The organism is Psychrobacter sp. T6-6, from assembly GCF_052258185.1.
GTDB lineage: Bacteria > Pseudomonadota > Gammaproteobacteria > Pseudomonadales > Moraxellaceae > Psychrobacter.
Genome location: NZ_JBQQEX010000005.1, coordinates 33,056 through 57,050 on the forward strand (window position 1 = coordinate 33,056; position 23,995 = coordinate 57,050).

Genomic DNA, 23,995 nt, shown 5'->3' on the forward strand with positions numbered 1-23,995 from the left:
TAATAGACATGAATAAAACACCATAGCATTTAGTATAAATATGAAAGGGAGAGAGGTAATGAGAGGGGATAAAGAAGTTATTCGCGCACTAAACAAAGTGCTTGGGCAGTCGTTGATTGCAATCAATCAGTATTTTTTGCACGCGCGTATCGCTCGTCACTGGGGATTAGAGGCGCTTAACGATTCACTCTATAAGCAATCTATTGCTGAGATGAAGTGGTCAGATGATTTGATTGCGCGTATTTTACTATTAGGTGGCCTGCCAAACTTACAAGAACTGGGTAAAGTGTTGGTTGGTGAAGATGTGCCAGAGGTCATCGATTGCAACCTGCGTTTAGAAAAGCAAAAATTTAGTATTATTACTGATGCCATCACTCTATGCGAGACAAAGTCTGATTATGTCTCTCGTCAACTACTGGTCACTTTGAAAGATGGTAACGAAGAATATCAGGACTGGTTAGAGACCCAAGAAGATCTGATTGAGAGTATTGGTGCAGAGCGCTATATCCAATCACAGATCAACGATGATGACGCGCCTTAGGTCATTATTATAGATAGGCGTAATATGAACTTGCCAGCGTACTATTGGTTTTGAGCCAGTGATACGCTGGCTTTTTTATGTGTGTACGCTTTGCCTTTAAAAGTAATGATGTCATCTATGACATGATTTTTGACAGCATTGTCTTTTAACGACCTTTAACGATGTGTATTTTTAGAACCGTTATCGTTAATATTCAATATAAGCCGCGACCGTCCTCAGGTTTTAGGCGCAAAAAGTATAACCCTGATAGTATCGTCAAGATCCCTAATATCCAGTAAGTGGTTTGGAAGGCGACTAGCGTATCCATTTGCAAGCGCTCACGCAGGATATTTAGTACCGCTGCCCCAAAAGCAATGCCGAAGCTAATAGCCAACTGCTGATTGACCGCCATCAAGCTATTCCCGCTACTGGTCTGCGCTCCTTGCAAATCACCGATTGTAATGGTGTTCATTGCACTGAACTGCATTGAGTTACAAGCGCCCATTATGGTTAGTATGGGTATAAACCACAACCACTGCGAGGCATCATTAAACTGCGCCAATACAATGATGAGAGAGCCCATAAATAAAGTGTTGTATACCAGAACCTTGCGATAGCTAAAACGCTGGATAATTTTGCTAACCCAAGGCTTAATACCGATAGCGCCAACAGCAATGGGGGCGAGCAACCACCCTGCCTGCGAGGGTGAATATTCAAACACCACCTGTAGCAGTAGCGGTAGCAAAAACGGCACAGCACTGATACCAAGGCGGGTGAATAGGTTACCAGTAATTCCAATACGAAAGGTGCGAATATCAAATAAACTCAAGGGAAACAGAGGCGTTGATCGTCGCTTGGCATGCCAGACATAGGCGCCCATCAATAAACTTGCACCCAAACCAAATAATAAGCCATAAAGTCCGCGCCCTGTATGTGAACCAAACTCGACGGCAAGCGTAAACCCACAAGCGGCAGCGGCAAACAGTAAAAACCCTGTCCAATCCAGACGCTTGGTATCTTCAAATAAAGCAGGCACCAGTTTTTTGCCCATGATAAACCCTGCTACCCCCATTGGTATGTTAATCAAAAATATCCAATGCCAGCTGGCATACTGCACGATATAGCCGCCCAGTACGGGTCCTACTAAGGGCGCGACCAACGCTGGTATGACCGCAAAGTTCATGACGGTGAGCAGCTTATTGCGTGGGTATGACTTCACCAATATCAAACGAGCAACGGGCGTCATCATCGCACCGCCAATACCTTGTATCACCCGTGAACCAATCAAAAAATCTAGGGTAGGCGAGGCGGCGCACAGTACTGAGCCAATACAGAAGATCACAATCGCTGATAAGAACACACGACGGGTGCCATATTTATCTGCTAAGAACCCGCTGATAGGAATAAAAATCGCTAATGTCAGTGCGTAACTGATGACTGCCCACTGCATCTTTAAGGGAGACTCACCCAATGCTTGCGCCATTTGCGGTAATGAGGTATTCAAGATAGTGGCGTCTAAAATTTGCATAAACAGCGCTACCGCCAGTACATAGGGTAGATATTTATCTTGTGTCGGGGTAAGCGTTAGCATGTCAATCCCATTAGGGGTCTGATTATGAAGTAGGAAAGATCGTAGGTTTGCGATCAGAGTGCGCCATACAAGCTGAGTAGTATAAGAAAGCCTGAATGATAATAAAAGTGACTCAAGGTAACGGAGGCGATAGCAGAGCCTGCTAATAGACTATGTGGCGCGCTATAGCATTTTCCATACGGTATCTATTAGTCGGCTAACGTCATGGTAGCCATGGAATCGCAACATTGATTACAAGATAGGACTTTAATGTCAGTAGAGGTTGTCGTTATAGTAAAGTCTTACCAGCCAGTCATATTATCGAGTGACTAAGAAGATAGTCACCAAACAATAAGAGCAAATACAAGCTGAATAATAACGAATAGTCATCACTAAGGATATTTTATGAGTACTGAAACAACTGACAATGTGCAAAATGACAAATACGTGCCACCTAAATTCTGGACACAAGATAAAGATAATGGTGGTAAGTTTGCTAGCATCAATCGCCCAACATCTGGAGCACGCTATGACAAAGAGCTACCGATAGGGGATGCGCCGCTACAACTATACTCCCTAAACACACCCAATGGTGTCAAAGTAAATATATTACTAGAGGAGCTGGCTGAAGCTGGTATTAGTGGCGCTGAGTACGATGCGTATAAAATTGATATCTCTCAAGGTGAGCAATTTGGCTCTGGCTTTGTGACGATAAACCCTAACTCAAAAATTCCAGCCTTGGTTGACCATTCTGCAGATACCGCGGGCGAGCCTATCGCACTTTTTGAGTCAGGTGCTATTTTGATGTACTTAGCAGAAAAGTTTGACAAATTCTTGCCTTTATCACCAGGCAAAGCGCGAGCAGATTGCCTATCTTGGATTATGTGGCAAATGGGTAGTGCGCCTTTCTTAGGGGGCGGCTTTGGACACTTCTATGCCTATGCACCAGAGCCATTAGAGTATCCAATCAATCGTTATACGATGGAGACTAAACGTCAGCTTGATGTATTAGATACTCATCTAAAAGACAACCAATACCTATGTGGCAATGACGAGGCTGACTACAATATAGCGGATATGATCGTGTGGGCATGGTATGGACAGTTGGTGCTCGGTAAGCTTTACGATGCAGCAGAGTTTTTACAAGTACAAGACTATAAGCATGTACAGCGCTGGGCTCATGCCATTGCTGAGCGCCCTGCCGTCAAACGTGCGATAGCATTGGAGCTAAAGCCAATCAACTAACCTAGACGTTGTAGGCTGTCTAAGTATCGTAGCAAGGCTGATAAGTGGTTCACTTATCAGCCTTTTTTGCTTTAATGCTGATTTATGGATATAAAGAGGGAGGTGTACTTTATTTTATGCTTACATAATGCTACATTAGAATAACAGATAGAAACATTGGTACGTTAAGATAGCGGTTTACTGTCGTAATGGACAGGTGTTTATACTTATTCGATTGATGGGTAATGACTATGAAGGACTATAACAACACGAACACAGGATCACTGCTGAGCTGTTCTGATCATTTGGGCGTCAATGGCTTGAGTGATGATAATGGGGTTTTTCACCGCATGGATGTAAAGGGACGAAATTGTGATGCTCATAACGTGGATAGTGACGGGCATTTGGAGTCTGATGCTAAAATAATAAAAAACGCCTCTGTCTCTCGCCCAAAAAACAAAATGCATTTACCCATGATTGCCGCTATCGGGGCTGCATTGTTCGGTACAGCGAGTGTGTCACATGCACACACCGAATTTACCAGTCAAGACTGGCAGGTGGTCTGTGACAATACCCGCACTTGCCGGCTGGCAGGGTATCAAGCAGAAAATAACAGCGAGTTCCCCGTATCTATATTGTTGACACGCCGTGCAGGGGCAGATGCCGGTGTGGATGGCAAGGTAAAACTTGGCGGCGCAAGAGACAGCTCTTCTAAAGCTTTAATGCAGTTGGGTAACCGTCATCGAATATCCCTATCTATCAATGACAGAAATTACGGTGAAACCAAGCCATACTCTACAGCGGCAGGTAACGCTGAGCTCACTCAAGCACAGGTGACAGCGCTCATCAATGCACTGCAGAGATCGAGTAAGATCACATTGACGCTGCGTAACTCACGCTGGGAGCTTTCAGACAAAGGCGCTAGTGCGGTCATGCTAAAAGCTGATGATGTCCAAGGACGAGTAGGCACGCCAAGCGCTTTTATCACTAGTGATGGCACAGCGAAGTCGAATAGCAGCGTACTACCCCCTAGAGCGGTACCAGTATTACGTTTTGTAGAGCCAAGTGGTAAAGCTGATTCGAGTAATGACAAAAAATTTGTCATGAAGTCTTCTCAATTAGCGTCATTAATGAAGAGCACGATGAAGGATGCAGATGGCGACTGCCCAAATCTATCGGACAAATCTCCTTGGCGTGTCAGTCGTTTGAATGGTTCACAATTGCTGGCACAGCATGATTGCTGGACAGCCGCTTATAACGCAGGTGGCGGTGCATGGGTCCTCAATGATAGCAAACCATATAAGCCGACATTGGTGACGACCAGCGCCACAAGCTATGACAAAGGTAAGCTGAGCTCAGTACAAAAAGGACGCGGTATCGGCGACTGTATGAGCAAAGTTGACTGGGTATGGACAGGACGCGCGTTTGAGAAAAGTCACGAGAGCACCACTGGACTTTGCCGACTTATCGATGCGGGCGGTGCTTGGCAGCTACCGACCTATGTCACTGATGTCAAAGTCGTCAGATAGTCATATATCGTATGAGATCAACTGTTTAATAGTCTCAATATTGATGATATGAAGCCTATTTACTCAGTATCTGAAGAAATAGGTACATATAATTTTTTATTGTGCTATACTGCGTCGCCACGTTAGTTCAGGCTATCGTGAATTATGAGATTGATAACATCGCCTGCGATTTTGGGTCTAGGATGACCATAAGTAATTGTTGCCGATGATTTTGTGTACTTAAATAACCTTTTTATAACAATATCCGTTATTTTTGACTCATATCTTATCTACTGCCCCATAAATAGGGTCTAGATTGGTTGCTGTTTGCCTTTATCTGCTTTGGACAAAGCATCGATAATGAGCGTATATCAAGCAAGGATAAGACACTCGGCACTACCACCAAAATACGTCAGACAGCACGAACGCATTTATTATAAAGACGCTAAGCTCTATTGGCTTGGTTTCTAGCTATCGATAATTTTATATTGTTCGGTAGTCAGTTAATAAGAGCAGCGTGGTGAACGGTTATCAGTGGTATGCATCAAGTTTGCTGAATTTACAGCAGCTTATACTTACCAAGGATTCTTATGACTGACATCTTATCTACAATTGCCGCTGAAAACGGTATCATCGAAAGCACTGACACGCCAAACACTACTACAAATACTGAAGCGGCTACTACTGACGCCACTGAAGAAAACAAAGTCACTTTTACTGATCTTGGCATTGCTAAGCCAATTCTTACTGCACTTGATCGCAGTGGCTATACCAATCCAACTCCTATTCAAGAACAAGCCATTCCTTTTGCACTAGCAGGTCGTGACCTTCTATTATCAGCGCAAACGGGTAGTGGTAAAACAGCCGCATTCGTTATTCCTGTACTCGATCGTTTGAGCCGTGCGACTAGCTTTGACAAGCTAACCAAAGCACTTATCCTAACGCCAACGCGTGAGCTTGCTCAGCAGGTACACGATAGCGTACGTACCTACTCTAAAGACATGCGCGGTTTGTTCTGTGTACCACTAGTTGGCGGCGCACCATACAACGGTCAGATCACTGCTTTGAAAAAAGGCGTTCAAGTTATCGTTGCAACTCCTGGTCGTCTACTTGATCATATCAATGCAGGTCGTGTTGACTTGTCAAACCTAGAAGTATTGGTACTTGATGAAGCGGATCGCATGCTAGACATGGGTTTTGCTGATGATATCAGCGACATCCTTCGTGCAGCGCCAACAGATCGTCAAACCATCATGTGTTCAGCGACTTGGGATGGCCCAGTAGGTAAAATCGCGGCAAGCTTCACTAAAAACCCTGAGCGTGTTTCTATCAAAGTAGAATCTGCACACATCGAAGAAAAAGTGTACTACTGTGATGATTTTGAACACAAAAACAAATTGCTTGATAAGATTGTTTGCCATAAAGATATGGAACAAATCATTATCTTTGCTGCGACCAAACGCAGTACTGAAAAACTGGCAAAACAGCTACAAGAAGCCGGTCATAAAGCAAGCTTCCTACATGGTGACTTGCCACAAAGTAAGCGTAACCGTATTGTTCAAGACTTGCGTAATGGTAAATGCAAAATCCTGGTAGCGACTGATGTTGCTGCTCGTGGTCTAGACGTACCAGCCATCTCGCACGTCATCAACTATGATTTACCACGTCAGACAGAAGATTACGTCCATCGTATCGGTCGTTGTGGTCGTGCTGGCCGTACTGGTGTCGCAATCAGCCTATGTAGCATGGATGATCGTCCACAGCTAAATGCCATCAACCGTTACTTAGATCGTAAGATGGAAGTATGTGTTATTGAAGGTATGGAGCCTAAGAAAACGTACGTACCTAGCGAAAACAAAGGTAAAGGTCGTGGCCGCGGCCGTGGTCGTTCTAACGGCGGTGGTGGTCAAGGTCGTGGTCGTTCAAGCGGTGGCTATGCTGGTAAATCTAGTGGCGGTGGTCAAGGCCGTGGTCGTTCAAGCGATAGTGCCTCAACTGGCCAACGTGCTAGTAACGACAGCGGTTATCAAGGTAAGCCACGTGACTCATCTGGCAAGCCAAATGAGCGTTCAGGCGGTAAGCCGTATCAAGGCAAGCGTACTGGTGGTCCTAGCCGTGGCGATAGCAATGGTGTTCCACGTGGTGAGCGCGCTGCAACAGGTCGCGGTCGTCCAAGCGGTAGCCAAGGTCGTCCAGCGGGTCGTTCTGACAGCCGTGGCCAAGGTCGCTCTAACGGCGGCAACCGTGGTAACAACTCGTAGTACTGTTATATTGAGCGATTGATATCATTGATCGCTTATATATAGTAATAAAAGGCCAGATACTTGTTATCTGGCTTTTTTGTGCGTGTCTGTTTTTTTATGTGGTCTTGCCATACTTTTAGGTACTTAGTGAGTGTTTTGGCTACTGTGGTTTTGCTATTTCAATCAAAGAGCATTCAGCAAATTAATCATTGATGGCTGCTTGCGCGAGTTTTTTGCCTTGTCTATACTGATTTACTTTTGTCTGTTGTCTGTCTTGGAGCACGTTGATGCCTGCCACCTCAAATCTAGCAATCGATAACTTGCCATTGGCCTTTGGTATAATCATGGCCATCATTGGTCTGGTTTTTTATACTCAGGGTCTACCGGGTAAGTTTTGGCGTCGGTTTTATGCGGTATTGCCTGGTATTGTGCTCTGCTGCTTTATCCCAGCAACCCTAAACAGCTTAGGGGTATTCGCTGACGGGGTTGGCGCGCAAATTTATGGGTTTACCGCCACTTATCTGTTGCCAGCCAGCTTGTTACTGATGACGCTATCTATGGATGTACCCAAAATATTGGGCTTAGGCTGGAAGGCCATTGCAATGTTCTTTGCCGCCAGTGTCGCTATTATCATCAGCGGACCTATCAGCTTAGGGATTGCCAAATGGGTGTCACCTGCCATGTTCACTGATGATACGCTATGGCGTGGGTTTTCTGCCGTGGCTGGAAGTTGGATCGGCGGCGCAGCTAACCAAGCGGCCATGAAGGAGCTGTTTGGGGTCAGTGATGACTTGTTTGGTATGATGATTTTGGTCGATGCTACCAACGCCTCATTGTGGCTACTCGCTATTTTGGTGATGGCAAAGCATAGTGCTAAGATTGATCGATTCTTAAGGGCGGATACCAGTAGTATTGATAAAGTCATTAAGGCCGTCGAGAGCTATGAGCGCGATCATGCCCGCCCAGCGACTATCAATGATTTGATGGTGATGTTTGGCTTATGTTTCGCCATGGTTGGGGTCGCACACTTTGCTGGCGGACAAATTGCTGCCTTCTTTGCACCATACAAATGGGCAGTGCAATACAGCTTTGCCAGTTCATTTTTTTGGATGGTAGTCATTATCACCTTGATAGGGGTGGCATTCTCGTTCACCAAAATTCGTCGCCTTGACCACGTAGGCGCATCCAAAGTAGGGACGGTATTCATCTTTGTGCTGATCGCTGCGATCGGTATGCAAATCAATCTGGCCGGTATCGTCTCTCAGTGGCGGTTATTGCTCATCGGCTTACTATGGATGAGTATCCACGTCGTGATTGTCTTTGCCGTCGCTAGACTCATTCGGGCGCCATTTTTTTTCTTAGCAGTTGGCTCCAATGCCAATACGGGCGGCGCATCCTCTGCGCCTATTGTTGCAACTGCGTTTCATCCGTCGCTTGCGCCCGTTGGTGTATTCTTGGGTATTTTGGGTTATGCCGTCGGGACGTTTGGCGGTTATATCAGTACCCAGTTGATGCGGTTGGTGGTGTCTTAACCTACAAGTCACTGTTATCCTAACTTTAGTACTAAATAAAACCCGCATCAATGCGGGTTTTTTATTATTAAACGCTTGAAGGTTTGAGTTATTGTTTTGTCTATCTATGCTATTGATACGTAAGCCCAGCCATGGTCTTGCATAGGTACGTGTTAGTATTTCTGCTAATCAAATAAAGATAACTAAGAATACAGACAGCTAAGCACGTTAAAAATAAATAACGACTTGATAGGAATAATAACGCTATGGCGAACCCAAAAAATATAGAAAAGACGGTCAATAAGACCAGCACAGTGAAAAATGCTCTATATAACCCCGATCAAGAAAATATTCAGGTTAGAGGTGCGCGCGTTCATAATCTACAAAATATTGATGTTGACTTACCGCGCAATGCACTGGTGGTCTTTACTGGTATATCAGGCTCAGGAAAATCATCATTGGCATTTGGTACATTGTTTGCCGAATCACAACGTCGCTATCTTGATTCGGTGTCGCCTTATGCCAGACGACTGATTGATCAGGTTGATGAGCCAGATGTTGATGCTATAGAAGGGTTGCCGCCAGCAGTCGCGTTGCAGCAGCAGCGAGGGACACCTTCGGTACGATCTTCTGTGGGTAGTGTGACGACGATATCGAATGGTTTGCGTATGCTGTACTCGCGTGCAGGGGATTATCCAGCAGAGCAAGAAATACTATATGCCGATGCTTTCTCGCCCAATACACCAGATGGTGCTTGTCCGACCTGCTCGGGGATTGGCCGTGTGTTTGAAGTTACCGAAGAATTATTGGTTCCAGACAACACCAAGACTATACGTGAACGTGCGATTGCGGCGTGGCCACCAGCATGGCAAGGGCAAAATCTTAGCCGTATATTGACCACACTAGGCTATGACATTGATAAACCATGGCATACATTACCGAAGAAAACGCGTGACTGGATTTTGTTCACGGACGAGACGCCAACAGTGCCTGTCTATCCTGAATACAATATCGAGCAAACACGGGAAGCGATTGAAAAGGGCGAAAAGCCAAACTACATGGGTACGTTCACCAGTGCCAAAAATTTTATATTACACTCCTTTGCCACTACCCAAAGCCCGCGTACCAAAAAACGTGTCTCGCAGTTTATGCAGATATCTGAGTGCCCAGAGTGCCACGGCAAAAAGCTAAAAAAAGAATCGTTAGCAGTAAAATTTGCAAGTCTCGATATCGGTGAGCTCTCACAGCTTACGCTTACAGATATGGCAAAAAAACTAGAGAAAACTGCACGTACCAAAATCGCTGATAACACTCCAAACCGCGAAAAGGCTATTGTCGCTCAGCGTATTGCTAGCGACATTCTCTCTCGTGTTGAAGCGTTGACAAGGCTCGGTCTGGGTTATCTCTCGCTTGAACGTACCACTCCGACACTCTCTCCTGGTGAGCTACAGCGCCTGCGGTTAGCCACTCAAATTCGCTCGCAGCTGTTCGGGGTCGTTTATGTCCTTGATGAGCCATCAGCTGGACTGCATCCTGCCGACACGCAAGCACTACTTGGTGCGTTAGATGAGCTGATTACTGCAGGTAATTCTGTGTTTGTCGTTGAGCATGATGTCAGTGTCATCAGACATGCTGATTGGGTGGTCGATGTCGGGCCAAAGGCGGGTACGCGCGGCGGCGAGATTGTCTATAGCGGTCCTGTAGAGGGGCTACGTGACGTCACGCAGTCGCATACGGGTCGATACCTCTTTGCCGATAAAACATTTAATGCTCAGTCAAAATCTAATACAAGGCAACCCTCAGCATGGCTTAAGCTTGCAAGTATCGAGCGAAACAACATAGCAGGTTTAGACGTTGAGTTTCCGCTTGGGGTGATGACGAGCGTCACAGGGGTGTCAGGATCGGGCAAATCAAGCCTCGTCAGCCAAGCGCTGGTTGATCTTATCAATGAAGCACTGGGACAAAAAACAATTACAGAGGCGCCAGTAGGTGAGGCCGATTTGCTTGAACAAGAGTTTGAATCAGTCACAGGCGGGGAGATTGTTGCTGGCATGGAGCATATACGCCGTCTTATCAACATCAATCAAAAAGCGATCGGACGGACGCCACGCTCGAACCTAGCAACCTATACAGGGCTGTTCGATAACGTACGCAAGATATTTACCGCAACCGAGCAAGCAAAAGCATGCGGTTATGATGCTGGCAGGTTTTCGTTTAATACGACCAAAGGACGCTGCCCAAACTGTGAAGGTTTAGGCTTTGTTAGTGTGGAGCTATTATTTCTACCAAGCGTCTATGCGCCTTGCCAAGTCTGTCATGGACAGCGCTATGATGACGAGACGCTTGCTATCACGTATCGAGACAAAAACATCGCTGAGGTATTAAACTTAACGGTTGAAGCCGCTCATGAGTTTTTTACTGATGAAGTGTCTATACTGCGTGCCCTAGATGCGTTGCTACAGGTTGGGCTTGGATATTTACGCTTAGGTCAGCCGGCTACTGAGCTATCAGGCGGTGAAGCCCAGCGAATTAAACTTGCTACCGAGCTGCAACGCACCCAGCGAGGTGATACCCTTTATATACTAGATGAGCCAACCACAGGACTACATCCTGCTGATGTGTCCATGCTGATGGCTCAGTTAAATGGTCTCGTCAATGCAGGCAACACAGTCATCATGGTTGAGCATGATATGCAGGTGGCTAGCAATAGCGACTGGATGATTGATATCGGACCGGGGGCTGGTGATGCAGGCGGGCTGATTGTCGCTCAAGGGACACCAGAAGAGGTAGCCCAATCAAAAGACAGTCGTACCGCACCGTTTTTGATGGTGTGATTTTATGGATATGACGACTGGTCTTTAAATTGGGTTTAAGGGCACGCCCTAGTAGAAAACACTACCCCCAATAACCATCAGGACATTTAGGCAGTTCAACCAAAGTGCGACGTAGCGCCTCTGACCATTGATGACGAATCGTATTAAAGTATTCATCATTCTCATCGATACGGCGGCCTACTGGTAAGGTTAAACTGTCATTGTCATAAAGCACAAAATCTATAGGCATACCTACTGACAAGTTTGATTGGATGGTTGAGTCGAATGAGAGCATCAAGGCGCGCGCTGCATGTCTCACATCTGTGTCGTAGCTGACAGAACGATCCAAAATAGGTTTACCATACTTGCTTTCACCCAACTGAAAAAACGGCGTGTCTTCTGTGGCTTTGATGCAATTGCCTTCAGGATAAATCAGGTATAGCTCAGGGGGCTGACCTTTGATTTGACCACCAAGCATAAATGAGCTGGTAAAAGCACCATCGCGACTAGAATTGGCGACTGATTTGGCATAGTTCATTTTTTCACGCATACATTCACCAACCATTTGCGCAGCATCAAACAAAGTGGCGACCGTATTAAGATTACTCTCAAGACGCTGATCAATGTCGTTTTGTAGTTTGTTGAATACCGCTTGCGATGTCGCTAAGCTACCAGCAGTTTGCAGCACCATGAAGCGCTCGCCTTCAATTCCGTATTGATACAGTTTTCTAAATGTCGATATGTGATCAACACCAGCATTAGTGCGCGTGTCACTGGCAAAAACCATACCGTCTTTTAGACGAATGGCAGCACAATAGGTCATAAGGTATCCTCAATAAATAAATGTAATAAAAATAGCAAACGCTATGATAGCTTTGTGACCAGTACAAGACTGTAAAGATTTTCGTAGCCGCCGCCCATTCGTACGCCGCGCACAGGTGCCGTGTCTAGATAATCTCGTCCAATAGCCACATACACGTGTGAGTTCGGCGTGAATGCCTGATTTGAGATATCAAAAGTATACCAATAACCCTCTAGCCACACCTCAGCCCACGCGTGACTCGCCATATGGTTTTCGGTATCGTCGTACAGATAACCGGACACATAGCGCGCTGGAATCTGTTGATCTCGTAGGACACTCAAAAATACATGCGTATGATCTTGGCACACACCTGCACCAATCGCAAAAGACTCTGCAGCAGTTGTGCCCACATGCGTGACATCTTTGACAAAAGGCATTTTCATGATGAGTGCATTTGCCATAGATTTTAGGCTGTCATGGGTAGGCGTTTTTAGATACGGCGCTGCAAATTCGCGCATTGCTTGTGAGCATTTAGTCAGCGGGGTTTGTACCGTAAATAGCAGGTAGGGGACATGATCCATGTCCTCCAAGCGTTCGGTTTCGGTGTTGATCTCAACGACACCAGATGCTTGCATCTGTAAGTTGTTATGTGCCTCGTTACGACTGAGCGTGAGCCAGTCATTACCAAAACCGTCCTTTTGGCTGGTTGCCACTTTAGGCAGCATGACATTCCATTTATGGATGGTTTGGTGCGGCATTTGCATAGGGGTCATGCGTATATACTGTACACTACGCTGCGCCAGCTCATCGTAATAATAGTTGGTTTGATGACTGATTTGAAGTTTCATGGCATTTTCCTTATAGCATCTTTCTATTTTTTGTTTATTTCGTATGTCTCAATAAGCAATTACTCTTAGTTATTGGCTAGACACCTTCTATACACCCTGACGCAGTATGAGGTTGAACTCCTTGCTAATCAGCTCAAAGTCACTAAATTTCTTCGATCGAATCATCTGGTTAGTCAAGCGGATAAGCTCACGCCAGCGTGTGTTCTCTGGTAATTGATTAATCCAGTACTTAAAGTCAAGACTGATCTCTATTGAGTCCTCCTGCAACAAGACGGCTCGCTCAAGCTGTTCAAAGTGACGCCCTAATTGCCAAAAACAAGTCACTGTCGGATTCTCTTGCTTCATCGCCGCATTACACGCATGTAGCTGCAAAGTCGCGGCGCGATAAGTACCAGCACTTGATAGACGCTTAATCAAGTTATAGAGCTCAGCCGTATCTTTACCAATGACACCTTTGGCTTCTTGTACATTGTCTTCAATCGACTGCACGATATTGGGAATGATGTTTTGTTCCAGATCAGACACCATTTGTACTTTCATGGCTCTAAGGGACTCTTCACTATCGGCATTGAACCCTAAGTGACTAATCAGATGTTTGACCTGAGATTTTTTGAGATCACCTTTGATGAGCTGTTTCATGACATCGTCATAGTGATAAAGGCGTTCGCTGTATCGACCTAGCCATATTAAATGACTGGCGGTAGAGAGTAGCAGTATCATAGGTGCATCGTCTAAACTCTCGTAACCTGCTTCCAAGGGTTGTACGCGATCATAGTAGTTTGCATGCCCTGAAACGTTGTTTGACGCATTGGCGTCGACTGATGATAAAGATGTACACTTGCCAGCTGGCTGAGTCTCTGAATGACTGTCATCGACAATCCAAGTGTCTTTGATACCGCCGCCTTGTGATGAGTTGACGACTAAAGAGCCCTCAACCATGGCCACGCGGGTCAATCCGCCCGGCACAATATCTACCGTGCCATCACCGTGACTGAGAATAAAGGGACGCAAGTCGATATGTCGCGGCGCGATACCGTCGCTTACAGCCGTAGGGTTGGTCGAGAGCGAGATGGTTGGCTGGGCAATGAAGCCGGCTGGGTTTTCAAGCAAGCGTACGCGATAGTCTTCGATTTCTTTTTTGGTTGAGGTTGGGCCAATGAGCATTCCGTAGCCACCTGAGCCTTGCGTTTCTTTTACCACCAGTTTGTCTAGGTTATCAAGCACGTACTTAAGATCGTCAGGTTTACGGCATTGGTAAGTTTCGATATTGGGTAAGATAGGCTCTTCATTCAAATAAAACTTGATCATATCTGGTACAAAGGGGTAGAGACTCTTATCGTCTGCCACGCCTGTACCTGGTGCATTTACGATAACCACGTTGCCAGCACGGTACGCACTCATCAATCCTGACACACCCAAGATAGAGTCAGACTGAAAGGCGAGCGGGTCAATATAGGGATCATCAATACGGCGATAGATCACATCGACCTGTACCTTACCTCGAATACCCTGCATATAGACTTTGCTGTCCTCAACGACCAGGTCATAGCCATGTACAAGTGGTACATTCATCTCATGTGCTAAGAAGGCATGCTCATAATAGGCACTGTTGAAACGTCCTGGGGTCAAAATGACGACTTGTGGATCATATTTGGAGGTTGAGCTGGCAAGACAGGCTTTAAGACGGCTAGGGTAGTCGCTAATACCCATAATAGGAGTATCAGCGAACATGTCGGACAGTAGTGTCTCTGATATGTTACGGCTTTCAAGCATATATGAGACACCTGATGGTGTACGCAAATTGTCCTCTAGAACACAAAACTTACCCGACTCGTCTCGAATCAAATCGATACCACTGATATGTGAGTAGATCGGTTTGTCGAGTTCAATACCCATCATCCATGGCTCATAGCAGCCACTGGCATACACATAGCTGGCAGGTACGATATCGGCTTTCATAATGGCTTGGTCATGGTAAATATCATGCAAAAAAGCATTCAGAGCGGTAATACGTTGCTTGCAGCCAGCCTCTATTTGTTTCCACTCACTCGCGGCAATAATACGCGGAATAATATCAAACGGAATCATACGTTCAATATTCTTGGCATCGCTATAGACCGTGAAGGTAACCCCTTTGCGGTAAAAGATGTTTTCTGCCTGTTCGTTTAGATAATTGAGGGCATCCATATTGATGTTATCAAGCCAATCACCAACGGCCTTTGCAACTGGACGATACTGACCTTCGCTTATTTGGAGTTCATCAAAGCTGGGTGCTTGTGAGGGGGTAGCATCTGCTGAATTTTGTGATTGGTTTTGCGCTTGCTCCGAAACATTATCCTTGTTTTTGTCTTTTATACTGGCGTCAGAGGTGGCTTTGGCTTTATTCGAGTTTTGCGTCTGACTTTGTTCTTTGGTTTGATCTTTTGAAGAGTCTTCTTGAGATTGACTCTGAGACTGGGATTGAGATGATTTTTTGTTCATAAGTACCTCACGTATCCTTGGTAAAGTTATACTTTATGACGACTACGCTGTCTGTGCTAAGCTAGGCAGCACTTGTATTTCGCCCAACAGGCAGTCTATCTCCTGTATGAACTATACAACGGTTACTGAGTAACATACAACAAGAGTTAAATAATAGGTTTTAGAAAATAACAGCTTGATGATGATAAATTTAATTTAATTGGTATAGAAACAGGAGCAGGCATGAAGCTACGGGGACGGTTTTCGCTGCTGGCGAGTATAGGACTCTCATTTGGTATCGGATTGACTGGGTGCAGTAGTGAACCACAGAACCAGGTATTGCCCGCTGGTAGTACGGTGATAGCGCTTGGGGACTCACTCACCTATGGCTATGGCGCTAGTACAGAGACAGCTTACCCTAGCGTGCTTGCTGACTTGAGCCAGTGGAAAGTGGTGAATGCAGGTGTCAACGGTGATACCTCTGCCGATGTGCTGGCTCGAGTAGAAGGTATCACCAAACAGTCCCCTGATTTGGTACTGCATACGACGCGTGCTAATATTGAGCGAACGGTTGATACCTTACACTCTGCAAATATTGATGTCGTCCTTATTGCTGAACCATACCTAAGTGCCAGTGCGTTATTTGGTAAAGTAAGTGACAATCCGTTGTATGAAGAGGTGGCTGATGAGAAGGACATACCGCTATACTCAGGCGGCTGGTCAGCAGTACTATCTGATGACACACTAAAATCCGATAGAATCCATGCCAATGCTACAGGGTATCGTCAGTTTGCAGAGGGGCTGCATGATTACTTACAAGAGGAAGGTTTGGCGCCTTGAGCTTGTTCAGCTCAGGTCTTGAAGTTATAGTCTCTAAAACATTAACTTGAGACTTCCCAATAAAGATCCAACACAAAAAAGCAGCGAGCGCAGCAATTGGCTCTCTGCTTTTTTATATAATGTTATTAGCAGCTAATTAGTTATTAGTAACGAATAAACAGGCACTTTGACGTATATTAATCTTCATCCTTCATGACAACCACCAAGCCTTTATCAGCATCTATCTTGCCATCACAGATATCTTGATAAGCACTCAATAGACCATCTACTCCGTCAAGCTCTTGAATGGTCAGCCATGAACTGGTCTTTGCCATACTCATCATAATATAGCGCATAGAGCGCTTATTGAACGCTTCAGGACCCCATTCTTTCATACGCTGCTGCACATGACTGGGTGCAAAGAACTGCTGACTACGCGCTTGAATGATGCCCTCAGAATGTCTCGGCTCATCCCAATGGGTAAGACCGACATTGCTGGTGTAACGCATGTTGTCGCCTAAGTGCTTATGTAGCCTACTGAGGATATCGGTATTGGCTGACATATCTACAATGACAGTAGGTTTGGTTGCATCAATTTGCTCAAGGGTGTCATAGCTAAGCACACTGTCATAAGCATCAATCGAATTGACAAAGTCTGTATGGCGGGTGGAAGTAAGGCCGACAACATGCGGGGCATCTGTGTCCTCGGCCAGACCGTACGCCAAACCTATACTGGTCTTGCTCGATGCACTGATGATAACGATCTGCTCTGCATCAAACCAATCATTACTTTTTAGCAAATCATATAAGCAAAATGAAGTTAGATGCAGTACAAAGAGCAGCATCCGCTGGTTATCATTGGCGCGATCATAACCTCGTTCGTGATTGACGCGCTGATATAAGTTATAACCAGGGGGTAGCTCGGCGCGGTGGGTGCTACCATCCATCAGATTGGTTTGCGTGACGCGTTTGGGCGTGATGATCAGCTCGTTCGCTGGCGGGAAATAACCGAATAGACGTTCACCAACAGGTAGGGCATCGCTACTAGACTCCACAACATCACCAAATCCCCATACTGGAATGATGCCCCATTTTTCAGGCTCGTCACCATTCGGCGGGAAAAACTGCCAATATCGCAGCTGATTACCCATGACAGCGTAAGTAATATTATTAGCCGTAAAGGCAAAGCGATCAACTTTGACACGTACTTCGCCCTCATTGAGGGTACATGCCGGCGTTTCCTGTAAACGTGCTTTAGAAAAATCTGATTTATTGGTTTGAAATTCTCGCATGTCTATCTCCTTGGTAACTATCTGTTTAGGCGTGGGTAGTATTAGTTTGACGCTCTGCATTGATTTGCATGACTTCACCCATCAGTTTGGACATATTGGCAGCAGCTTGTGGCATCGATTTTTTTAGACGCTGCAAGATAGCCAGCTCTTCAGGCGTTCTACTCTCACAGGGCTGTACCAACTTGGTAAAACCATCCAAGCGATTGTTCACCAACCATTCACGTAGTGCAGGCTCTTGTGACCAGCGCATCTGGTTTTGCATTTGTGCCACGATACCTACCAACCAGTCCGTGTCATGATTGGGTAGTGGTACCACGCGGCATAGATTATTTTTGATGGCGTCGTCATCATAACTGGCTTCAATGTGCGCGATAAATGCGGCACTAAATACAGGCTGGTAAGTACGCATGTTTTGTACGATGATGGTGTTATCCTGAAATACGGTATAGGTCTCTGTTACTGGTACCGCACGGGCAGAGCAATCAATATGCATAGTGTTGGTCGTCGTTGGGATATGCGTATCAGAAAAATGAATGGTGTCTTTATCTATGCGAGTGATGCGGCCCTTACGTATGATGTTTTTGACTCGGCGTAGCTGTTTTATCTCCTCACTACTGACGGTGGCACCATGGAACATTTTCGGTCGTACATTTGGATCGATGCGCATCAACACGCCACCTTGCTCTAAACGATCAAACAAATCGCTGATACTTTTAGCTTCAGCAATTGCCTCTGCTTGATTCGCCTGTGCCCCAATAGTATGCATAAAGAAGTCGCGTGATGGTTGGGTGTTTTTACGATCAATCAACCAAGCATCCCTAGGCATAATCCACGTGATCTGATCGGGATCAATTTGGTTTTCTAATAGCCATAACACCGCATCAATGCCTGTTTTGCCGCCACCAACCACCACATAAACATCGCATGGTTCAGTTAGGTTTGGTAAGTCGTTCAATGGACCAAACTTGACGCCATCAGCAATATCAAAACTTGGCGTGTGGGTTGCTGGCACGGAGGTTTTAAAGTAGGTACCATCGATGATTTTTTTATTGACCTTGACCTTGTGAGTAGTGCCTGACAGCAATGACGTAAAGTGACCGTCTCCTTGATACTCACACATAGGGAAGTACTGGACGCGCCCGCTAGGTAAAAAGGTATGCCGCATGACTTTATCGTAGTAAGACATGATCTCAGCGCCTGTCGCTAGCTCAGACAACCCTTTATTTAAGCCTATATTATCAAGGGTACCGCCGCACAGCTCGCGCGAACTGACGCCATAGAATGATGATGGCTGATGTAGTGTGACAAATGAATAGGCATCATTCCAATGACCGCCTGGCTTATGATGCTTATCAACGATAACGATATTGGCATCTGTCTCTGCTAGCAATACGTCAGCAAAAGCCATGCCGACTGCACCACTGCCTATAATTAGGTAGTCCGTTTCTAGTTGTTGAATACTCATCGCATCCTTGCTCCTAAGGTAATGATTCATCCATGATATTTAATAACAACTGTTTGTATATAACAGTGTTATATACTAAAATAACACTGTTATAATTGTCAAGACATAGTGAGAATCTAATGGACGCTAGAACTAAAATCCTAAATGCAGCCTCCCAACTGTTTTTGGAGGGTGGCGGGAGTGCTTTGAGTGTACGTGCTATCTCTAAGCGTGCAGGACTATCTACCATCGGCATATACAGTCATTTCCAAGGTAAGCAGGGCATATTAGATGCATTGTATATCGAGGGGTTTCATCTGGTACGTGAAGCCATGGATGTCATACCTGATGATGGCAGAGCCAGCAAAGCGCAAGTACTAGAGTCGTGCTTGGGGTATCTCAACGTGGCTGAAAAATATGAAGCGCATTACCGGCTAATTTTTGGAGAGTCTGATGCAGGCTATCAGCCATCAGAGGAAGCCATTGCTGCACGGGACAGCGCATTTGCAAAATTGGTACGAGTCGCAGGATCTTACTTATCCGAAGATACGAGTATGATAGAGCGTCAGCAAATCGCTCTAGACATATGGGCAATTGTGCACGGGTACGTCAGTATCAGTCATCATGTGGTATTTACTGATGGTTTGGACTTGGACTGGAAATCAATGGCGCTGCGTGTGGTTGAAGTACAGCTTGATTCGATAGGTTAGAAGAGGATGAATAAGGTAAAAAATAATACAGTTTTATGAGTAATATAACGCTCATAAATTTGTAAATTAGTATGATATGATAAATATATTACTCATAATCAATAAATTCTATATATAATGAGTAATATATTTATCATATATCTGAGTTGATATGACTGATTTATCACTAACCATACAAGCCTTTCTTGATGATAGCTGGCAAGACATTGCTAAGCTAATATTTAATGATGACAAAGAATTGATAGAGCTTATATATAGTGATGAGACGACAAGTCTGTCTCAAGATAATAAAGGCAGTGATAATTATAGCTATGAGCATTTTTTAGCTGATAATCACTTTGCCGTATCTATCAATTATCCTGTAGAACTATTTGGTACGACAATAACAGAGGGTTGGTTACCTGTCTTAGATGACATGATACCGGCTGGCGCTAGTCGCAGATATTGGATGCAACGTTTAGATTTAACGCGGCTATCAAAGACAGAGCAAGATTATGAGCTGCTCAGGCGTGCAACTATCGCACCGATAGGTCATTTGCGTATCAAAGAGGCTGTCCCTCTACCTACACAAGACGAGCAGCGTTTATTTACGCTGGCTGACATCACGGATCGCGACGTCAATTTTTTGGAGTATGCAAGCGAGCAGGGTGCCATGGCAGGCGGTGCAACGGGTGCTGGCGGTGAGGCCCCCAAGTTACTATTACGCTGGCGTGATGACGAAGCAATTTGGATTGATAATCAGCAACTGGCGGACAGCGAGGACAGGTACTATTTGGCCAAATACCCTCGAGGTCAGCGGACGAGTCTAGACTGTGACATCTTGCGTGCAGAGTATCATTATTATCATGAGTTGACGGCTATGGGGTTTAAGACGATTGATATTGATGGTATGAGGCTAATCGAAGGTGATAGGTATCCCTCATTGTGGTTGCCTCGTTTTGATATTCAGATAGGTCAGTCAGCTTCGCCTTATAAGCGCTTTGCGATGGAGTCTATTTATAGCATGCTGAAGAAGGGTGCTGGTGCTATGTTGGATCATTATGCAGTGATACATGAACTTATTGCAATTATTGAAAGCTCAAACATGGTGGATGAGGGCTTTTATTTTGATAAGCAAGCCTTTGTCATCGAATGGGTACAGCGCGATTTATTAAATATTGCTTTTGGCAACTCAGACAATCATGGACGTAATCATGCTTTTATGCGAGATGCAGATCAGATTTGGCTGACACCTATATACGACTTTGCACCGATGCGTGCAGACCCTGAAGGGATACCGCGCAGCATAAAATGGAAAACGGCAGATGCACGGTCACCTGATAAGCTTGAATCAGGAGGTCGCTATCGCTTTGATTTAATCGCTGAGCAGCTAGCAGACGTAGTACCGCCTGAAGTGTTATTAGGCGAGCTTAAAACCACAGCAGAAAAATTATTGAATTTAAAGACGCGCTTAGCTGCTAGGGGTGTGCCTGAGCGCATTCTATCCTTTCCAGCCATTGGTTTTGATTATTTACCCCAGAATTTAGAAGCATGGCGATTGCTGAATTAACATGACCTATATGAACTGTGTGACCTGCATAATTGAGAAACTCAAAGATCGACCGATAGAACAGACACTATCAGACGTATCGAAGATAAAGGTAGGATTATGAATTACCATAAAGATATTCATGAAGACAAGGCTTTACTCATCAATAACAACCAAAAACAGCGTGCATCAAAAAACGCGCTGCCGCTTGACAGTCATGCACGTAAGGTATTCAAAAACAACGTCGTCGAACAGTTACAAGACGGTATACTTACTCAAGGTGAAGCATTAAAGATATTGCGTGTACAAGTATTAAACGTACGCCAAGAGCAGTTTGCAACACTTGTAAAAGTATCGCGCAAGACGATATCAGATATAGAAAATGATAATGGCAACTATAGTGTGGATCTGCTTAATCAAGTTTTTCGCCCATTTGGCTTGCAAGTAGGCTTAGTACCAATAAAAAACAGATAATATATAACTTAAGAATAGGGGTAGCGACTATGTTTGGCATTATAAAAGACTGGCGTGAGCAGCGTATATTAGACAATAGTGAGTTCACTCATACTGATTGGGTGCAGGCTGCCAAACGTATCGTTATCTTAGATCGACTAAATGCTGATGAGAGGTCACATTTATTTGATTTAGCAACTTTATTCTTAGCTGACAAATCAATCACTGGTGCTCATGACTTTGAGATTACCGATGCTGTCAGACAGTCCATTGCACTACAAGCGTGTCTGCCGATCTTAAACCTAAGTCTTGAATGGTATGCTGGTTGGTCGTCTATTATCATTTATCCTGGCTCATATAAGAGTAGCAGTAGCACAGTAGATGAGTTCGGTATTGTCCATGAGGGTACCCAGCACCGTAGTGGGGAGGCATGGCTGCGCGGGCCTGTCATTCTCTCGTGGAAGGATGCCAAACATTCAGGCGAACGCGATGGGCACAATGTGGTTATTCATGAGTTTGTCCATAAACTCGATATGATGAATGGCCGTGCCAATGGTTTTCCACCGATGCAACCCGATATGGATCCTGCGCGATGGACAAAGATTATGAGCCGTGATTTTGAGGATTTTCAAACACATCGCAAGTCAGGTTTAGATCGCTATGGGGCGACTAATCCCGCGGAGTTTTTTGCGGTGCTTAGTGAGGTGTTTTTTGAAACCCCGCAAAAGCTGGTAGATGCTTATCCCGATATTTATGAGATTATGGTGAAGTTTTTTCGTCAAGAGCCTCTCGAGTCAAAATAGTAAAACATTCTTTCAAATGAATATATACTATTAAAAATCAGAAAAGGGTAGTGCGCTACGATAATTCTTCCTTAAGTTTGGTATCCACCTTTGAAGTCTTTAAGTCGTCCATTGATCGTTAATAACCGCAATGAGATAACGTTTGCCTTGATATTCGTCAAATACCAAGCGTAGTACACGCCAGTCCATGCCAGCGTATGCTTCAGTACCATTATAATAAAACTCTACAACCTCTGATTGTGGGTATATTTCTTTTAGGTTATTGATTGAATTACCATTATTGGTTGACTCGTTAACCCTAATGGCTACGTTATCGAACGTTTTACCATTCACCCATGTATCCAAATATGTAGGTAGTGTCGTGATGAGTAAATCGTCAGTGCCGTCTTTTTTGCCCCAAGTAAAGCGAATATTGGACTGACTCAAATACTGCTTATATTGCATGCGACTAAAGACTTTATCAGATTCAAGACGTACATAAGCATACATGGAAAAATGAACGCCACGTGTGGGATGAATGTCATTAGTAATCCTAGAAAAGTCCTTGTTTGCCAATGCAAGTTGTATGCGTAATGCTTGCTGTCTAAGGGTTTGTTGACTTATATCAGTACTGATAACTGTTGATGGGCTACTCATAGCCTGAGAGTTAGTAGTTTCGACGGGCTCAGCGGCAGACTGGCAACCAGTCGCAGTCAAAGTAGCTAATAACAAGCTACTACAGGCCAATGTTACAGGTTTTTTCTTATAAGAAGTGGTCAATATAGCCATAGAAACGGTCCTTGGCAATGAACGAATTAGTTCTACAAATCATCATAGAAACCGATAAAGGGAACAATATAAAAGCACTATGTAATCAAGATCTTGGTAAGTAAACCTGAATGATACGATATTACATCATAGTCCTAATATGGCTATGATGTAATAGACCGTAACACTTATAGGATAAAGCTTGTAGAGACTGACATGTCAACGTATAGAAAGCTAACATTGCTATCAATCATAGGACTGACAACCGTCGGTAGTGCTATAGCAGATGTAACACAAATAGATGACACAAAAGCCGCTATGAAAATCGCTGCCATCACCAAGATGTATAAACAAGACATCGATGACGAAGGTATGAGTAATCCTACCGTGTTACAGCAGTATGCTGATGATGATTTACAAGCAGCCATACAGCTCGAACAGGATTATTTTGATAAGCACCAAATGTCATGCAATGTGGATTATGATGTGTTGTGGAACTCTCAAGATCCTGACTATAGGCAGGATAAAAAGTTTTCAGTAACTGATAAAGGATTGGTTCACGTCAGCTTAGCGCAAGGTAGCGATATTTATTATGAGTTATCATGTGATGATAAGAATGCCAATTGCCAAGTTGCAGACGTGATCTTAAACAAAGATGGCGATACTTTGCGTAATCATTTGCTTGAAACTTGTCGCTAAC

Annotated in this window: 19 protein-coding genes and 1 pseudogene; 12 read left to right on the forward strand and 8 right to left on the reverse strand. The window is 44.7% G+C overall.

What is annotated here, in order from left to right; translation table 11 throughout:
- Positions 1–58: 58 nt before the first annotated feature.
- Positions 59–541 (forward strand): bacterioferritin, encoded by a 483-nt coding sequence (gene bfr / locus ACTXGL_RS09325; RefSeq protein ID WP_443526441.1) that lies wholly within the window; start codon positions 59–61, stop codon positions 539–541.
- A gap of 193 nt (positions 542–734) precedes the next feature.
- Here the strand turns inward: bfr and ACTXGL_RS09330 are convergent, their stop codons facing one another.
- Positions 735–2,111 carry a DHA2 family efflux MFS transporter permease subunit gene (locus tag ACTXGL_RS09330; protein WP_443526443.1) on the reverse strand — a complete coding sequence of 459 codons (1,377 nt, stop codon included), beginning with the start codon at positions 2,109–2,111 and terminating at the stop codon, positions 735–737.
- Positions 2,112–2,495: 384 nt separating this feature from the next.
- On the opposite strand from ACTXGL_RS09330, the gene yghU reads away from it, so the two are divergent.
- The 5 genes from yghU (at position 2,496) to uvrA (ending at position 11,410) form a co-directional block, all read left to right on the forward strand.
- Positions 2,496–3,335 (forward strand): glutathione-dependent disulfide-bond oxidoreductase, encoded by an 840-nt coding sequence (gene yghU / locus ACTXGL_RS09335; RefSeq protein ID WP_443526445.1) that lies wholly within the window; start codon positions 2,496–2,498, stop codon positions 3,333–3,335.
- 230 nt (positions 3,336–3,565) lie between these two features.
- Positions 3,566–4,843 carry a DUF1176 domain-containing protein gene (locus tag ACTXGL_RS09340; protein ID WP_443526447.1) on the forward strand — a complete coding sequence of 426 codons (1,278 nt, stop codon included), beginning with the start codon at positions 3,566–3,568 and terminating at the stop codon, positions 4,841–4,843.
- A gap of 569 nt (positions 4,844–5,412) precedes the next feature.
- A complete protein-coding gene (locus ACTXGL_RS09345; RefSeq protein ID WP_443526449.1) occupies positions 5,413–7,083 on the forward strand; it encodes a DEAD/DEAH box helicase in 1,671 nt (556 codons plus the stop codon).
- A 269-nt stretch (positions 7,084–7,352) separates the two neighbouring features.
- Positions 7,353–8,597, forward strand: a complete 1,245-nt coding sequence (locus ACTXGL_RS09350; protein WP_443526450.1) for a DUF819 family protein — start codon at positions 7,353–7,355, stop codon at positions 8,595–8,597.
- Between the two features lie 245 nt (positions 8,598–8,842).
- The gene (gene uvrA, locus ACTXGL_RS09355; RefSeq protein WP_443526452.1) at positions 8,843–11,410 is read left to right on the forward strand and encodes an excinuclease ABC subunit UvrA; all 2,568 of its coding nucleotides are present in this window, start codon (positions 8,843–8,845) and stop codon (positions 11,408–11,410) included.
- A gap of 61 nt (positions 11,411–11,471) precedes the next feature.
- Here the strand turns inward: uvrA and ACTXGL_RS09360 are convergent, their stop codons facing one another.
- The 4 genes and pseudogenes from ACTXGL_RS09360 to ACTXGL_RS09375 form a co-directional block, all read right to left on the reverse strand.
- A complete protein-coding gene (locus ACTXGL_RS09360; protein WP_319051692.1) occupies positions 11,472–12,212 on the reverse strand; it encodes a peptidase in 741 nt (246 codons plus the stop codon).
- Between the two features lie 41 nt (positions 12,213–12,253).
- Entirely contained in the window at positions 12,254–13,039 is a 786-nt protein-coding gene (locus tag ACTXGL_RS09365) for a transglutaminase family protein (protein ID WP_443526454.1), read from the reverse strand.
- Between the two features lie 87 nt (positions 13,040–13,126).
- Complete coding sequence (locus ACTXGL_RS09370; RefSeq protein WP_443526639.1) at positions 13,127–13,759, reverse strand: alpha-E domain-containing protein; 633 nt, start codon at positions 13,757–13,759, stop codon at positions 13,127–13,129.
- Between the two features lie 138 nt (positions 13,760–13,897).
- Positions 13,898–15,394: pseudogene (locus tag ACTXGL_RS09375) on the reverse strand (circularly permuted type 2 ATP-grasp protein); the annotation flags it as partial.
- Positions 15,395–15,742: 348 nt separating this feature from the next.
- On the opposite strand from ACTXGL_RS09375, the gene ACTXGL_RS09380 reads away from it, so the two are divergent.
- The gene (locus ACTXGL_RS09380) at positions 15,743–16,339 is read left to right on the forward strand and encodes a GDSL-type esterase/lipase family protein (protein ID WP_443526455.1); all 597 of its coding nucleotides are present in this window, start codon (positions 15,743–15,745) and stop codon (positions 16,337–16,339) included.
- A 176-nt stretch (positions 16,340–16,515) separates the two neighbouring features.
- On the opposite strand, the gene ACTXGL_RS09385 is transcribed toward ACTXGL_RS09380, so the two are convergent.
- Both ACTXGL_RS09385 and ACTXGL_RS09390 read right to left on the reverse strand, forming a co-directional pair.
- On the reverse strand, positions 16,516–17,610 hold the full coding sequence (locus ACTXGL_RS09385) for a DUF2855 family protein (protein ID WP_443526457.1): 1,095 nt from the start codon (positions 17,608–17,610) through the stop codon (positions 16,516–16,518).
- Positions 17,611–17,635: 25 nt separating this feature from the next.
- Positions 17,636–19,075, reverse strand: coding sequence for an NAD(P)-binding protein (locus ACTXGL_RS09390; protein ID WP_443526459.1), 1,440 nt, complete (start codon positions 19,073–19,075; stop codon positions 17,636–17,638).
- 119 nt (positions 19,076–19,194) lie between these two features.
- On the opposite strand from ACTXGL_RS09390, the gene ACTXGL_RS09395 reads away from it, so the two are divergent.
- From ACTXGL_RS09395 to ACTXGL_RS09410, 4 genes are all read left to right on the forward strand, one after another.
- The gene (locus ACTXGL_RS09395; RefSeq protein ID WP_319051687.1) at positions 19,195–19,764 is read left to right on the forward strand and encodes a TetR/AcrR family transcriptional regulator; all 570 of its coding nucleotides are present in this window, start codon (positions 19,195–19,197) and stop codon (positions 19,762–19,764) included.
- Between the two features lie 151 nt (positions 19,765–19,915).
- Positions 19,916–21,313 carry a type II toxin-antitoxin system HipA family toxin gene (locus ACTXGL_RS09400; protein ID WP_443526460.1) on the forward strand — a complete coding sequence of 466 codons (1,398 nt, stop codon included), beginning with the start codon at positions 19,916–19,918 and terminating at the stop codon, positions 21,311–21,313.
- 99 nt (positions 21,314–21,412) lie between these two features.
- The gene (locus ACTXGL_RS09405) at positions 21,413–21,766 is read left to right on the forward strand and encodes a helix-turn-helix transcriptional regulator (protein ID WP_443526462.1); all 354 of its coding nucleotides are present in this window, start codon (positions 21,413–21,415) and stop codon (positions 21,764–21,766) included.
- 29 nt (positions 21,767–21,795) lie between these two features.
- Positions 21,796–22,548 carry a M90 family metallopeptidase gene (locus ACTXGL_RS09410; RefSeq protein ID WP_443526463.1) on the forward strand — a complete coding sequence of 251 codons (753 nt, stop codon included), beginning with the start codon at positions 21,796–21,798 and terminating at the stop codon, positions 22,546–22,548.
- A 99-nt stretch (positions 22,549–22,647) separates the two neighbouring features.
- On the opposite strand, the gene ACTXGL_RS09415 is transcribed toward ACTXGL_RS09410, so the two are convergent.
- Positions 22,648–23,316, reverse strand: a complete 669-nt coding sequence (locus ACTXGL_RS09415) for a hypothetical protein (RefSeq protein WP_443526464.1) — start codon at positions 23,314–23,316, stop codon at positions 22,648–22,650.
- A gap of 195 nt (positions 23,317–23,511) precedes the next feature.
- Here ACTXGL_RS09415 and ACTXGL_RS09420 point away from each other — a divergent pair, with 195 nt between their 5' ends.
- Positions 23,512–23,994 (forward strand): hypothetical protein, encoded by a 483-nt coding sequence (locus ACTXGL_RS09420; protein ID WP_443526466.1) that lies wholly within the window; start codon positions 23,512–23,514, stop codon positions 23,992–23,994.
- Position 23,995 lies beyond the last annotated feature (1 nt).

What these genes read in the sequence shown, in the direction of transcription:
- bfr (WP_443526441.1), top strand. Translation starts at nt 59, where the DNA reads ATGAGAGGGGATAAAGAAGTTATTCGCGCACTAAACAAAGTGCTTGGG.
- ACTXGL_RS09330 (WP_443526443.1), bottom strand. Translation starts at nt 2,111, where the DNA reads ATGCTAACGCTTACCCCGACACAAGATAAATATCTACCCTATGTACTG.
- yghU (WP_443526445.1), top strand. Translation starts at nt 2,496, where the DNA reads ATGAGTACTGAAACAACTGACAATGTGCAAAATGACAAATACGTGCCA.
- ACTXGL_RS09340 (WP_443526447.1), top strand. Translation starts at nt 3,566, where the DNA reads ATGAAGGACTATAACAACACGAACACAGGATCACTGCTGAGCTGTTCT.
- ACTXGL_RS09345 (WP_443526449.1), top strand. Translation starts at nt 5,413, where the DNA reads ATGACTGACATCTTATCTACAATTGCCGCTGAAAACGGTATCATCGAA.
- ACTXGL_RS09350 (WP_443526450.1), top strand. Translation starts at nt 7,353, where the DNA reads ATGCCTGCCACCTCAAATCTAGCAATCGATAACTTGCCATTGGCCTTT.
- uvrA (WP_443526452.1), top strand. Translation starts at nt 8,843, where the DNA reads ATGGCGAACCCAAAAAATATAGAAAAGACGGTCAATAAGACCAGCACA.
- ACTXGL_RS09360 (WP_319051692.1), bottom strand. Translation starts at nt 12,212, where the DNA reads ATGACCTATTGTGCTGCCATTCGTCTAAAAGACGGTATGGTTTTTGCC.
- ACTXGL_RS09365 (WP_443526454.1), bottom strand. Translation starts at nt 13,039, where the DNA reads ATGAAACTTCAAATCAGTCATCAAACCAACTATTATTACGATGAGCTG.
- ACTXGL_RS09370 (WP_443526639.1), bottom strand. Translation starts at nt 13,759, where the DNA reads ATGATACTGCTACTCTCTACCGCCAGTCATTTAATATGGCTAGGTCGA.
- ACTXGL_RS09380 (WP_443526455.1), top strand. Translation starts at nt 15,743, where the DNA reads ATGAAGCTACGGGGACGGTTTTCGCTGCTGGCGAGTATAGGACTCTCA.
- ACTXGL_RS09385 (WP_443526457.1), bottom strand. Translation starts at nt 17,610, where the DNA reads ATGCGAGAATTTCAAACCAATAAATCAGATTTTTCTAAAGCACGTTTA.
- ACTXGL_RS09390 (WP_443526459.1), bottom strand. Translation starts at nt 19,075, where the DNA reads ATGAGTATTCAACAACTAGAAACGGACTACCTAATTATAGGCAGTGGT.
- ACTXGL_RS09395 (WP_319051687.1), top strand. Translation starts at nt 19,195, where the DNA reads ATGGACGCTAGAACTAAAATCCTAAATGCAGCCTCCCAACTGTTTTTG.
- ACTXGL_RS09400 (WP_443526460.1), top strand. Translation starts at nt 19,916, where the DNA reads ATGACTGATTTATCACTAACCATACAAGCCTTTCTTGATGATAGCTGG.
- ACTXGL_RS09405 (WP_443526462.1), top strand. Translation starts at nt 21,413, where the DNA reads ATGAATTACCATAAAGATATTCATGAAGACAAGGCTTTACTCATCAAT.
- ACTXGL_RS09410 (WP_443526463.1), top strand. Translation starts at nt 21,796, where the DNA reads ATGTTTGGCATTATAAAAGACTGGCGTGAGCAGCGTATATTAGACAAT.
- ACTXGL_RS09415 (WP_443526464.1), bottom strand. Translation starts at nt 23,316, where the DNA reads ATGGCTATATTGACCACTTCTTATAAGAAAAAACCTGTAACATTGGCC.
- ACTXGL_RS09420 (WP_443526466.1), top strand. Translation starts at nt 23,512, where the DNA reads ATGTCAACGTATAGAAAGCTAACATTGCTATCAATCATAGGACTGACA.